This is a genomic window from Halorhodospira abdelmalekii, from assembly GCF_016583625.1.
Taxonomy (GTDB): domain Bacteria; phylum Pseudomonadota; class Gammaproteobacteria; order Nitrococcales; family Halorhodospiraceae; genus Halorhodospira; species Halorhodospira abdelmalekii.
Map to the genome: position 1 here is coordinate 1 of NZ_NRRN01000061.1, position 13,324 is coordinate 13,324.

Sequence of the window (13,324 nt, forward strand, 5' to 3'; positions counted from 1 at the left end):
TATGCCTGGCTGTAGCGCGTGCGCTTGGGCTTCGTCTTGCTCTTACTCATCGGGGTAGCTTGCCTCGTCATGGATCACCTCGTCGAATGGTAGCTATTGAGGTGTCCACTGTTGGTGGGCAAGACCAAATACCAGGTGCGCACTCTGGGAATAGCAGGTTTTTTGCACGATATCGGTAAGGTGCGGGTGCCGAGCGAGATTCTGCAAAAGCCATCGGCGCTAACCGAGGGTGAGTATGAGGAGATCAAAAAGCACTCCACCCACGGCTATCAGATCCTCACTGAGACGCCGGGCATCCCCGAGACGGCCCTGAAGGTCGCGCGCCTGCACCATGAGCGCATCGACGGTGGCGGCTATCCAGACGCTCTGCCGGAGTCGAAGATCCCCTTCGAGGCGCGTCTCGCTGCGATTGTCGATGTCTATGATGCGCTGACCGCAGTGCGCTGCTATAAGGACGGTATGACCCCGACACAAGCGTTGAAGCGAATCATGGCTGACGCGGGTACGAAGTTCGACCAGAATCTCTTTAAGCGCTTTATCAAGTGCATCGGAGTCTACCCGCCCGGGTCGATCGTGAGGCTAAGCAACGGGAAGATTGGTGTTGTTGAGAACGTCAGCCGAGAGAACTCGGCGAAGCCGCTCGTTCGGGTTGTCTACGATGCCGAGCGCCAAGAGTATATCGATCCTCCACGTCTGGTCCACGTGAGCCGTGAGCCCGGGTTGTCCGTACTGAGCAGTGAATCTCTGACCGACTGGGGTTTTCTAGAAAAGCGCCTGCACGAGTTTGAAGAGGCGGAAAGAGGGCTGCCCGCGTAGCGGTTGACTCGCTTCAGCAAAGGAGCGTGAAGGGGCCTCGAAAAGGGGTGCCCCTTTGCCCCACCGGACGGGCGTTATACCTGGTAAAGCCCCTGAGAGGCGCTATATTCCGAGATAGGCGGCGCGCACTTGCTCATCATCCAGCAACGCCTGCCCACTGCCGGAGAGGACGACACGCCCGGCCTCCAGCACGTAACCGCGATCCGATATGGCCAGTGCCTGCGAGGCATTTTGCTCGACCAGAAAGAGGGTAATGCCCTCGCGGTTCAGTTCGCTGAGGATCTCGAAGATCTCCTCGACAATCAAAGGCGCAAGCCCCATGCTCGGCTCATCAAGCAGGAGCAGGCGGGGGGCTGCCATCAGCGCCCGGGCGATTGCCAACATCTGTTGCTGCCCTCCGGAGAGCATCCCCGCAAGCTGGCGCTGTTTTTGCCGTAAGATCGGAAAGCGGGCGTAGAGCCGATCAAGATCTTCGAACACCTGTGGGTCGCGGCCGCGCCGATAGGCCCCCATCAGCAAGTTTTCATGCACGCTCATATCGCGAAAGACTTGCCGGCCCTCTGGAACTTGTACGATGCCTTGGCCGACGCGGGCGTGTGCAGGCGCGCGCGTGATATCGCATCCGGCGTAGTGAATCTCTCCCCGGTCGAGCGGCTGCAGCCCCGAGAGCACCATCAGTAGTGTGCTCTTACCGGCGCCATTGGCCCCGACCAAAGAGACGATCTCGCCGCGATTGATGGTGATATCGACCTCGTAGAGCGCTTGAATCCGCCCGTAAGAGGTTGATACCCCGTGCGCCTGCAGCAGCGGCTCACGAATCGGAGATTCGCCTGGCGCTTGCCCACCATGGGCCTCACCCCCCTCGACCGAAGCGAACTCAGCCGGATCGAGGCGGGTCTCGTGTCGTATCCCCAGCCCGCCGACGTGCTCCGGGGCGATGTGGATGATGTGTTGCCGCAGTTCGCGGAACTCCTCCCGCACCCGCTCGCCAAAGAGCGGATCGTCGTACTGATCTTTAGCTGCGACAATCCTTTCCCAATCGCTCGCTTCGAGCCATTGGCGCGCCCGCGGGATGACCAGCGTCTCCTCCTGCTCGATGTGGTGGCGCAGATGTTCGCTGAAGCGGCGCAGCGCTTCACTCAGTGCTTCGCGCTCGTGCGGCCACGCCTCCACGCAGCGATGGAGCTGCCGGCGCAACTGCTGTAACGTTTCGTGGGCGCTGAGATAGTCGCGTTCTAGGGCATCGAGCTCCGGAAAGGGCTCCGGGGAGCGCTGGCGCAGGCAGCTGAAGAGCAGGATCTCGTCCGGCGCGCTTTGTACCCGCTCGGAGAAGTGCTCAAAGTAGTCGAGGATAGCGCTGAGCAACACCTCATCGGGTTCGTGCGGCTCCTGTTCGATGTCGTGGCGCAGCCGGTCGAGCAGCAGAATCACCCGCCACAGGCTCAGGTGCTCATGGACGATCGTCTCTATCGCGCGTTCACGCGCATCGTGATCGTGTTGCTGCTCACCCATCGAACCAGTCCTCGTCGAAAAAACAGTTCTGCGGTCGCGTTCGCGCTACTAGGCCAGCCGAGGCAAGACCAATCTTTCACCTTCAGGTCCGCCGTCGAACCTCTATTGGTTCCCCTGTGTCGCTTCTTCGCCCATCTTGGTTCGGCTTAGCCCGGTATATTCCCGTTCCACGATTCCTAACTCAGCCGCCCAGATAGGCGGCGATTACGTCCGGATTTTGCCGGACCTCGGTGGGAGTGCCCACGGCTAGACGGCGCCCGTAGTCGAGCACCAGTACCTGCTCGGAGATCGACATCACCAGCTTCATGTCGTGCTCAACCAGGACGACCGTAATGCCGTCGGCGGCGATGGAGGCGATCAACCGCTCGAGCGCTGCGGTCTCGGTCGTATTCAGCCCCGCGGCTGGTTCATCAAGCAGCAAGATGCCGGGCTTAGCCGCTAGAGCGCGGGCAATCTCCAATCGTTTTAGGGCGCCGTAGGGCAGGGCGCTGGCAGCACTCTCTAAGTAGTCGTGACAGCCGACGAATTCGAGCAGTTCCGCCGCCTGCTCCCGGCACGCCTGCTCGCTGCGCCGTAGTTGCGGCAGGCGCAGCAGGGCTGACCAAAAGCCGCGCACGGTGTGCAGATGGCGTCCGAGCATGACGTTCTCCAGCGCACTCATATTCATGCAGACCTGCATGTGCTGGAACGTGCGCAACATCCCGCGCGCGGCCAACTGCTCCGGCGGTAAGTTGGTGACCCGTTCGTCGTTTAAGCGGATCTCGCCGCAATCGGGGCGGTAGATGCCGCTAATCAAGTTAAAGAGGGTCGTCTTCCCGGCACCATTCGGGCCGATGACCGCATAGATCTGTCCCGGCTCGACCGTAAAGTCGAGCTCATCGACGGCGTGAACGCCGCCGAAGGCCTTCGATAGTCCCTTCACCTCAAGTCTCATCGCGCCTCCGAGCCGACAACCGTGATCGATCCAGTACCCTGGTGAAGAGCTGGCACAAGGTCGGCAGCAGCCCCTTCGGCATGAAGATCATCGTCAGCATGAGAATCAGCCCGAAGAGCAGCATCTCGTACTGCTGAAAATCGGCGAGCAGCTGCGGCAGCAGGAGCAGTAGCACGGCGCCGATGATCACCCCGAAGGTCGAGCCCATACCGCCGAGCACCACCATGGTAATCAGTTCAATCGAGTGCTCGAAGGTGGCTAGCTCCGGCGTTATGAAGCCGGTGTAGTGGGCGTAGAAGCTGCCCATCACGCTGGCGTAGATGGCCGATACCACGAAGATCATCAACTTATAGTGTGCCGTATCGACGCCGACGACGCGGGCGGCGACCTCGGAGCCGTGCACTGCTCGCAGCGCCCGCCCGATCGGCGAATCGATGATATTCAGGGCAATCCAGACGGCTACGACGAGCAGGAAGGCGGCAACGACGTACCAGAGCAGTGCACCGGTGACCTCCACACCCCACAGCGTGTAGTCGTCAAAGACGCTGAGCTCGAAGCCGAAGATCGAGAAGGGGGCCACCGCCATGCCGTCGGGGCCGCCGGTCAGCCACCCTTCGTTATTGATCACGATCGCCACGATGATGCCGAAGCCGAGGGTCGCCATCGACAGGTAGTGCCCCTTTAGGCGCAGGAGTGGCCGCCCGAAGAGCCAGGCGATCGCTGCCACCAGTGCTGCGCTACCGAGCAGGGCCGGCACGGCACTCCAACCGTAGGTGCTCGTCAGCACCGCGCTGCCGTAGGCGCCGATGGCGAAAAAGGCGGCGTGGCCGAGGCTGACTTGACCGGCGTAGCCGACGAGCAGGTTGAGGCCGACAACGGTCGCTGCAATCAGCGCCATCTGGGTGGCGATATCGAGGTGAAACTCGTTGCCTGTCGTCAGCGGGAAGAGCAGTAAAACCGCAATCAGCAGCGGCATCCCGCTGACTTTACCGGGTATCCAACGCGGTATAACCATTAAACGCGCTCCGCCTCACGACTTCCGAACAACCCGCGTGGCATAAAGAGCAGAATCAGCAGGATCAACAAGAAGGCGACCGCATCCTTGTAGTCGGAGGAGAGGTAACCGGCGGTCATCGCCTCGCTGATCCCGAGCAGCAAGCCGCCGACAATCGCCCCGACGCCGCTGCCGAGCCCGCCGATGGCAGCGGCGACAAAGCCCTTCAGCCCCAACATGATGCCGATGTCGTAGCTCGTTAGGGTGATCGGCGCAGCGACCACGCCGGCAATGGCCCCGAGCACGGCAGCGAGGGTAAAGGCCAGCGTCAAGACCCACTCGACGCGCACCCCCATCAGACGTGCGGCGCGCTTATTCATACAGACGGCAAGGGTGGCGCGGCCAACGGCGGTGCGGGCAAAGAAGAGTGCCAACAGGATGACTACCATGGCGCTGATTCCGAGCACCCAGAGGCTCTGGGTATACATCGTCGCGCCAAAGAGGTTGATCGCCTCTGGCTGGCTGAACGACGGCAGCGAGTGGTAGTCGCGCCCCCAGATCACTTGCGCGATGCCGCGCAGGAAGATTGCCGCCCCGATGGTGATGATGATTAGGGTCACGACATCGGCCTGACGCGCCGGGGCGATGGCCAGCCGGTGCAGCAGCAGGCCGAGCAGGGCGGCGGTCAGGATAGCCAGGGCGATGGCCAGCGGTAGGGGCACCCCGAGTGCCAGCAGAGCGACCGTCGCCATGCCGCCGATCATCAACATCTCGCCCTGAGCGAAGTTGATGACGTGGCTGGCGTTGTAGACCAAGGTAAAGCCGAGGGCCACCAGGGCGTAGGTCGCCCCGATGGTCACCCCGGCGATCAAGTATTGGAGAAACTCAGCGAGCATCGTGACCTCTTAATCGACCAGGTGCCAGCGCCCGTCACGCACCTCGAGCAGACGGAACGAGCTGGGATCAAGGCCGTTGTGATCCTCCGGCGAGAGGTTGAAGGTGCCGGTGACGCCGACGAAGCCCTCAATACGCTCCAAGGCGCTGCGCACCGCCTCCGGTTCGGTGGTGCCGGCCTTCTCCATGGCCTCGACGGCGAGCATCAAAGCGTCGTAGGCGTAACCGCCGAAGGTCGAAACCGACTCGCCCCAGCGCGCCTCGTACGCCTCTTTGTAGGCTTGGACCACGGGGCGCTGCGGGTCGTCCTCGGGAAGCGCATCAGGTACGAGCAGCGGCGAGGCCGGCAGACGGACGCCCTCGCCGGCTGACCCGACCAGTTCCAGGAAGCGATCGGAGGCGACACCGTGCGATTGATAGAGTGGCAGCTCGATGCCGAGGTGGGCGTAGTTGCGGGTAACGATCGCCGGCCCTTGACCGAAGCCGAAGTTAAAGACGGCCTCGACGCCCTCGGTGTTGCGGATGCGCGTCAGCTGCGAGGTCATGTCGGTGTCTTGCGGACCGTAGGTGCGGTCGGCGACGATCTCGATGCCGTAGTCGGCGGCGATGGCGTGGGTCTGTTCGCGTCCCGAGCGCCCGAAACTGTCGGTCCCAGAGATCAGGCCGATGCGCTCGATGCCGCGCTGTTGCATATCCTCCAGCACGCGCTCGGCGGCCATCCGATCGGTCTGCGGGGTCTTGAAGATCCAGGGGCGCACCGGCTCGGTGATCTCGATCGCCCCGGCCATTGAGATCAGCGGCCGACCGGCGCGCTCGGCGAGCGGTACGGCGGCCATAGTGGTGCCGGTGGTGCTGCCGCCGATCAACAGATCGACCCGATCGGAGCGCAGCAGGCGGTTGGCGTAGCGGCGCGCCTCCGAGGCGCGGCCGGCGTCGTCGTAGTGGATTAGCTCAAGCTCACGCCCGAGCACACCGCCTTGCTCGTTGATCTTCTCGACGTAGAGCTCGAGGGTCTTGAGCTCGGGGTCGCCGAGCAGCGAGGCCGGTCCGGTCGCTGAGACGAAGGCGCCGATGCGGATCGGATCAGCGGCGAGCAGTGGCGCAGTCAAGCCGCCGCAGGCGAGTGCGGCGACCAGAGCCAAGGTCCGGCGAGCCAAGGTACGGGCAGGGGTACGGGAGAGCGTCCGCATGAGGCACCTCTAAGCGAGCGATGGGCTGAATGAACCGGGCGACAACGTGACCACCTCCGGCGGTCGATCCCGGAAAGCCCGCTAATCAAACCACAATCGAGGCAAGGCGCCAAGAGAGCGAGGCACTTGGTCCCAGTGGTTTACTTCGAGCGGGCGCCTGCGTAGGTTTAGGCGCACACTTTGAGAAAGGTCTACAGCGCGTGCCAGCAGTGGTACGCGTCAGAGCATAACAGCTGAATATAAAAACAACGGGAGGAGGGCGGTATGGCGGGTGGTCTAGCGGGTGCGACTTCGCAGCGGACGACGTGGCTCCTCAGCGGGGCGCTTAGCGGCCTCATCGGTGTGAGTGTGCTCGGCGCCGATGTCGCGGCGGCGAGCGAATGGGAGTGGGGCGGCGATCTGCGGCTGCGGATGGTCGAGGTCAAAGAGGTGCCTGCCGGCAGTGCGGCGAGCGGCCCAATCGAGATCGATCAGCTCTTCACCCGCACCCGCACCCGCGCCTGGGTCGCCTACCGCCCGCACGAACAGCTGGAGTTTCGAGCACGACTGATGAACGAGTTTCGCTTCTACGGTCAAGGGCGGGCCGCGGGCAACGCCGAGGAGCAAGAGCCGCTCTCCGAGGTGATCCCCGATCTGCTCTACGTCGATTGGACCGGATTGGCCGGCGGCCGCATCGATCTGCGCATCGGCCGCCAGGAGCTGATCTACGGCACCGGACGGATTCTGCTCAACGGCACGCCGCTTGATGGCTCGCGCACCCTCTTCTACAACGCGGTGAAGGCGCGACTGGCCTTCGATCCGGAGCACACCATCGACTTTCTCGCCCTCTACAACGAGGACGACGACTCGCTCACCCTCAACAGTCAGCCGAGTCTGACGGTGATTGAGCACGATGAGGCCGCCCTCGGCTTTTACGGGCGCAATCTCAGCAACGATGAGTGGCCCTTTGAGTACTACTGGATCTACAAGGAGGAGGACCGGGCTGAGAGTGCGGAGTTCCACACCGTCGGGGCGCGCTTCTTCCCCGAGTTTGGGCGCTGGGCGTTCAATGTTGAGCTGGCCACCCAGTACGGCGAGCACGGTACGGCCGATCTCGAGGGGCGGATGCTCGATGCCTCGGCCACCTATCGCCCCGATGTGACCACTGCGCTGGCGCCGGCGTTGCACGGCGGTTACTACTACCTCTCCGGGAACGATCCGGAGAGCGCCGATAACGAGGGGTGGTATCCGGTCTTCTCGCGCTGGCCGCAGCTCAGCGAGCTCTACATCTACTCCTACGTCGGCGCTGAGCACGGGGTGGCTGGTTGGAGCAACCTCCACGCGCCCTTCCTCGGGCTCGACCTGACGCCCTTCAGCGGGGCCTCTTTGCAGCTGCGCTACCACTGGCTGCTGGCCGATGAGGAGGATGGTCCGGGCGAAGGCAGTGAACGTGGTCAGCTGGCTACCGCACTGCTCGGGGTGCGCTTTAGCGAGCAGTTCGGAGGCCACTTGCTGATTGAGCATCTAAGCGCTGGCGATTACTACCTCGACGATGCCAACGACGGCCTCTTCGTGCGTGCGCATGTCGACTACACCTTCTGAGGCTCCACCCTCTTCTGGGGCCGCGGCTGCCCCTGCCGCAACCGGCGATGATCGGCGACGGCAGGGGCAGCAACAGTCTCACGAGCAGCCGCCGGAGTTGCGGCAGGATAACGAGGGAAACGAGGACGAGGATTGGCCCCCCGCCGAGCACTTCGTCTCGACCGGGCTCAGTGCGCTCGACGAAGTGCTCGACGGTCTGCGCATCGGCGATAACGTCGTTTGGCAGGTCGACGACTTAGCCGACTACCGGCGCGTCGTCGAGCCGTTTGTCGCAGCCGCTGAAGGGCAGGGGCGGACGATCGTCTATCTGCGCTACGGCCAGCACCCGCCGTTGCTGACGGCGAACGCGGCGAGTACGGCGATTCGGGTGGTCGAGATCGACGCCCTCGGCGGCTTCGAGGGCTTTACTCGGCGGGTCTATCAGCTGATCAGTGACTACGGCCGCGGTGCCTTCTACGTCTGCGACTGCCTCTCCGATCTGCTTGAGGCGTGGGCGACTGACGCCATGGTCGGTAATTTTTTTCGGGTCGTCTGCCCCTACCTCTTCGAGCTCGATACGGTCGCCTACTTCGCGCTACTGCCACAGCGCCACTCGCCGACCACCCTCTCGCGGATTCGCTCGACCACCCAGGTGTTGATCGATGTGCGCTGTGCCACCGGCCAGACCCACGTCCAGCCGGTCAAGGTCTGGCAGCGCGCCTCACCGACGATGTTCCTGCCGCACCGCTGGGAGGGTGAGCGCTTAACCCCGGTGACCGACAGCCACGCCGCCATTCGCCTGCAGGCGGCGCTCGAGCGTGCGCAGCAGCGCCAGCGCAGCGCTCAGCGGCGGCTGCTCGACTACTGGGATCGGCTCTTTTTGACCGCCTCCGAGGCGCTGGCAGCACAGCGCGAGTGGCAGGGGCGAGCGGCGCACGTCGCCGCCGATCGGCAGCAGCGTGAGCGTTGCGAGCGGGTGCGGCTGCAGATCTTGGAGATCTTAATCAGCCGTGATGAGCGGATGCAGGCGCTTGCCCGCCGCTACCTCACACTGGAGGATCTGCTCGCCGTGCGCGCCCGGATGATTGGCAGCGGGAGCATCGGTGGGAAGGCGGTAGGGATGCTGCTGGCGCGCAAGATCGTCGAGCGGGAGGCGCCGCGGCACTGGGTCGAGCGGATGGAGCCGCACGACTCCTTCTATGTTGGCTCCGATGTTTACTACGCCTACTTGGTGCACAACGGTTGGTGGCCGCGTTTGATGCGTCATCGCTGCGAGAGCGGTGCCTACTACGCCGAGGGAGAGGCACTCGCCGAGTCGATGCGCAGCGGCGAGATGCCGGGTGAGGTGCGCCTGGAGCTCGAGCGGGTGCTCGACTACTTTGGCCAGTATCCGATCTTGGTCCGCTCCAGCAGCCTCCATGAGGACGGCTTCGATAGCGCCTTTGCCGGCAAGTACGAGAGCGTCTTCTGCGTCAATCAGGGCAGCCCCGAGGCGCGCCTGGCCGAGCTCGAAGAGGCGATTCGCCGGGTCTACGCCTCGACGATGAGCGAGGACGCCTTGGTCTATCGCCAGCAACGCGGCTTGGCACAGCACGAAGAGCCGATGGCGCTGCTGCTGCAGCGGGTCAATGGCCGCTACCACGGCCGCTACTACTTCCCCGATGCGGCTGCGGTCGGGGTCTCGCGCAACGCCTTTGTCTGGGATCGGGAGATGGACCCGGCTGCCGGGATGCTGCGCCTCGTCGCCGGTCTCGGTACCCGGGCGGTCGATCGCATCGGCGGCGATCACGCCTGTGTCGTCGCCCTCGATCAACCGCACAAGCGGCCCTACGCCGATCGCGAAGCGCTCTATCGCTACACGCAGCACCAGGTCGATCTGCTCGATATCGCCGAGAACCGCCTCACTACGCTGCCGCTGCGCGAGCTCCAGCAGCACGCCCCGCAGTGGCCGCTGGCCGCCTTAGGCGAGACCGATCGTGAGGCGAGTGCGCGTGCCCGGGCGATCGGTGAGCGGGCGCCGGTATGGCGGTTGACCTTCGCCCCGCTGCTGCGTAACACCGCCTGGGTCGAGATGGTGCGCGGCCTGCTCAATACCCTTGAGCAGGCTTACGGGCACCCGGTCGATATCGAGCTGACGCTCCACCTGAGCACCGCTGACCCCGGCGCTGCGGCCAGTGCGGCCAATGCGGGCAGTGTTGCAGCGCCGACGCCGGTAGGGCGTGCGGACCGTGCTACAGATCCGGCCGACTCGGGCAGCGGCACCGGGGCGGTCGCCGACTTCAATCTTGTCCAGTGCCGCCCGCTGGCCACCCTCGGCAGCGAGCGCCCGCAGCCGTGGCCGGATGCTGCCGAGATCACCGCAGATCGCGTGCTCTTCGCGACCCAGGGGAGCTTTATGGGCGGCAATGTCGATCTGGCCATTGAGCGCATCGTGCGCATCGACCCGCAGCGCTACGCCGCTCTCAATCAGGCGCAAAAGTACGCCGTAGCGCGCATCGTCGGGGCGATCAATCGCCAGCAGCCGGCCGGTGAGCAGAGTCGTACGATGCTGATTGGGCCAGGACGCTGGGGGACGAGTTCGCCGGAGCTCGGCGTACCGGTGCGCTTTGCCGATATCAACCGCGTTGCCGTGCTCGTCGAGGTCGCCGAACTCGGCGGCGGCATGGTGCCGGATCTCTCCTACGGCTCACACTTCTTTCAGGATCTGGTCGAGTCGCGGATCGCCTACGTCGCCCTCTTTCCGAGCGAGGCCGGGTGCAGCTACCACCCCGAGTGGTTGGCGCAGTGGCGGCCAATCCACCGCCTGCCCCGATCGGAATCGTCGACACCGACACCGACTGAGGCGGTCGGCGAAGACGACCCGACCGCTAGCGACGACCCGCAGGTCGCCGCCGCGATTGAGTACCTCCGCATCCCCGCGCCGGGGCTGCGGGTCGTCAGCGACATCGTCGAGCAGCGGCTACTCTGCTGGCGGCCGCCGTCGTCCGAGGATCCGCAGAGGATCGGGGATCCGGAGGGGGGTGAGCGGTGAGGCTAGATCGTTAGATCACCCCCATCGCCATCATCGCCTTGCTAACCTTAAGGAAACCGGCGATGTTCGCACCCGAGACGTAGTCTCCCGGCATGCCGAACTCCTCGGCGGTCTCGTGGCAGTTGCGATGGATGTCGATCATGATCTCACGCAGCCGCTGCTCGGTGTGTTCGAAGGTCCACGAGTCGCGGCTGGCATTTTGCTGCATCTCCAGAGCACTGGTGGCAACGCCGCCAGCGTTGGCCGCCTTGCCCGGTCCGTAAGCGATCTTCGCCTCTTGGAAGAGGCGCACGCCCTCGGGGGTCGTCGGCATGTTGGCGCCCTCGGCGACGGCGATACAGCCGTTCTCGATCAGCCGCTTGGCGTCTTTGCCGTCTAGTTCGTTCTGGGTGGCACAGGGCAGAGCGACATCGCACGGGATCTCCCACAGGTTACCGCCGGCGATGTGGCGGGCACTGGAGACCTCGTCGGCGTAGGCGGAGATGCGCCGCCGTTCGATCTCTTTGATGCGCTTGATGCGCGCTAGGTCGAGCCCCTGCTCATCGACGATGATGCCGGCGGAGTCGGAGCAGGCGATGACCTTAGCGCCGTGCTGCATTGCTTTGGACATGGCGTAGATGGCAACGTTTCCGGAGCCGGAGATGACGCAGGTCTTGCCGTCGAGATCGTCACCGCGCGCCTTGAGCATCTCCTGCAGGAAGTAGACCGTACCGTAGCCGGTCGCCTCCTTGCGTGCGCAGCTGCCGCCCCAAGCGAGCCCTTTACCGGTCAGTACGCCGGACTCGTAGCGGTTGGTGATGCGCTTATACTGCCCGAAGAGGAAGCCAAGCTCGCGCTCACCGACGCCGATATCGCCGGCGGGGACGTCGGTGTACTCGCCTAAGTAGCGATAGAGCTCGGTCATCAAGCTTTGGCAGAAGCGCATGATCTCGTCATCCGAGCGTCCCTTCGGGTCGAAGTCGCTGCCGCCTTTACCGCCGCCGATCGGCATACCGGTTAGGCCGTTTTTAAAGACCTGCTCGAAGCCGAGGAATTTGATGATGCCGAGGTAGACCGAGGGGTGAAAACGCATTCCCCCCTTATAGGGGCCGAGGGCGCTGTTGAACTCGACACGGAAGGCGCGGTTGATGTGGATCTCGCCGCGGTCGTCTTGCCAGGGGACGCGGAAGATGATCTGACGTTCGGGTTCACAGACGCGTTGAATGACCTTGTGCTCGGCCAGTTCTGGGTACTTCGCAACGACCGGGCCGAGGGTCTCAAGCACCTCGTGTACCGCCTGATGGAACTCACTCTCGCCGGGATTGCGGTGAGTGACTTCCTGATAGATCCGCTCTAGTCTCTCATCGAGCCGTGCCGACATCCGTTCACGCTCCTGGGTTTGTGGGTCTGTTGGTTTGGTAGCTCGTAGTCTCAACGCTTCGAGTCTTATAGTTTGTCGCCTTATAGCTCCTAGTCTTCACGCTGCACCATGTTAGCGCATTCGAGCCGTGTGCGTCCGGCCCAGTCGCGGGCAAACTGCCAAGCCACCCGCCCGCTGCGCGAGCCACGATCGAGGGCGTAGGCCAGCGCAGCTCGGTGCACCTCCGCGGCATCGGGGTCGGGGTCGCCGAGTTCACGGAGCCAGTTGCGGCAAATGGCCAGGTAGCGCTCTTGATCGAAGGGGTGGAAGGCGAGCCGGATGCCGAAGCGCTCGGCGAGCGAGATGCGCTCCTCGATGCTGTCGTTGTGGTGGATCTCGCCCCCCTGCAGGTGGCTCTGCTCGTTATCGCGCAGCTGCTCCGGGATCAAGTGGCGACGGTTCGAGGTGGCGTAGAGGAGTACGTTATCGGCGCTGGCACTCAGCGAGCCATCGAGTACGGCCTTGAGGGCGCGGTAGTGCTGATCGCTATGATTGAAGGAGAGATCGTCGCAGAAGAGGATAAAGCGTTCGGGGCGCTCGGCGAGCAGATCGAGCAGATCGGGCAGATCGATCAAGTGCTCGGGCTCGATCTCGATGATCCGCCCCCCCTGCGCTCGATAAGTGCTGTGCAGCGCCTTGATCAGCGAAGATTTACCGGTCCCGCGGGCGCCCCAGAGCAGGGCGTTGTTGGCCGGCAGGCCGGCGAGGTGCTGTTGGGTGTTGCGCTCTAGGACTTGGCGCTGCGGCGCGATGCCGTGTAAGGCCTCAAGGTCGATGCGGTGAGGCCGGCGGATCGGCTCTAAATAGCCAGTGCCGCCGCGGCGGCGCCAGCGAAAGGCGTCGGAGGCGGCCCAGTCGGGGGCGGGCGAGTGCGGCGGTAGCAGAGGCTCGAGGCGTTCTAAGAGCCCCTCGGCACGCGCAATAAGAGACCCGAAGCGATCATCAGGCGAGGGATCGGTCGGGGGGCGCGGGGCGGCTGCGGCAGAGGCAGAGG

The 13,324-nt window shown here is 64.1% G+C and carries 10 protein-coding genes; 3 read left to right on the top strand and 7 right to left on the bottom strand.

Going from position 1 to position 13,324, the window contains the following annotated elements:
- Positions 1-114 precede the first annotated feature (114 nt).
- Complete coding sequence (locus CKO15_RS12070; RefSeq protein WP_200196624.1) at positions 115-816, top strand: HD domain-containing phosphohydrolase; 702 nt, start codon at positions 115-117, stop codon at positions 814-816.
- 102 nt (positions 817-918) lie between these two features.
- On the opposite strand, the gene CKO15_RS14770 is transcribed toward CKO15_RS12070, so the two are convergent.
- The 5 genes from CKO15_RS14770 to CKO15_RS12095 form a co-directional block, all read right to left on the bottom strand.
- A complete protein-coding gene (locus tag CKO15_RS14770) occupies positions 919-2,328 on the bottom strand; it encodes an ATP-binding cassette domain-containing protein (protein ID WP_200196632.1) in 1,410 nt (469 codons plus the stop codon).
- Between the two features lie 181 nt (positions 2,329-2,509).
- Complete coding sequence (locus tag CKO15_RS12080) at positions 2,510-3,262, bottom strand: ABC transporter ATP-binding protein (protein WP_200196635.1); 753 nt, start codon at positions 3,260-3,262, stop codon at positions 2,510-2,512.
- Positions 3,252-4,277, bottom strand: a complete 1,026-nt coding sequence (locus CKO15_RS12085; protein ID WP_200196637.1) for a branched-chain amino acid ABC transporter permease — start codon at positions 4,275-4,277, stop codon at positions 3,252-3,254. The genes CKO15_RS12080 and CKO15_RS12085 overlap by 11 nt, the downstream gene beginning before the upstream one ends.
- Positions 4,277-5,152, bottom strand: a complete 876-nt coding sequence (locus CKO15_RS12090; protein WP_200196641.1) for a branched-chain amino acid ABC transporter permease — start codon at positions 5,150-5,152, stop codon at positions 4,277-4,279. The genes CKO15_RS12085 and CKO15_RS12090 overlap by 1 nt, the downstream gene beginning before the upstream one ends.
- A gap of 9 nt (positions 5,153-5,161) precedes the next feature.
- Positions 5,162-6,340, bottom strand: a complete 1,179-nt coding sequence (locus CKO15_RS12095) for an ABC transporter substrate-binding protein (protein WP_200196643.1) — start codon at positions 6,338-6,340, stop codon at positions 5,162-5,164.
- A gap of 264 nt (positions 6,341-6,604) precedes the next feature.
- Between CKO15_RS12095 and CKO15_RS12100 the strand changes: the two genes are divergently transcribed.
- Together CKO15_RS12100 and CKO15_RS12105 are read left to right on the top strand one after the other, a co-directional pair.
- Positions 6,605-7,921, top strand: coding sequence for an alginate export family protein (locus CKO15_RS12100; RefSeq protein ID WP_200196652.1), 1,317 nt, complete (start codon positions 6,605-6,607; stop codon positions 7,919-7,921).
- The gene (locus CKO15_RS12105; RefSeq protein ID WP_200196654.1) at positions 7,902-10,931 is read left to right on the top strand and encodes a PEP/pyruvate-binding domain-containing protein; all 3,030 of its coding nucleotides are present in this window, start codon (positions 7,902-7,904) and stop codon (positions 10,929-10,931) included. Before CKO15_RS12100 ends, CKO15_RS12105 begins: the two co-directional genes overlap by 20 nt.
- Positions 10,932-10,941: 10 nt before the next feature.
- Here CKO15_RS12105 and gdhA read toward each other — a convergent pair whose 3' ends face one another.
- Both gdhA and CKO15_RS12115 read right to left on the bottom strand, forming a co-directional pair.
- A complete protein-coding gene (gene gdhA / locus CKO15_RS12110) occupies positions 10,942-12,291 on the bottom strand; it encodes an NADP-specific glutamate dehydrogenase (RefSeq protein ID WP_200196658.1) in 1,350 nt (449 codons plus the stop codon).
- A gap of 89 nt (positions 12,292-12,380) precedes the next feature.
- The gene (locus CKO15_RS12115) at positions 12,381-13,253 is read right to left on the bottom strand and encodes a DUF815 domain-containing protein (protein ID WP_200196660.1); all 873 of its coding nucleotides are present in this window, start codon (positions 13,251-13,253) and stop codon (positions 12,381-12,383) included.
- Positions 13,254-13,324 lie beyond the last annotated feature (71 nt).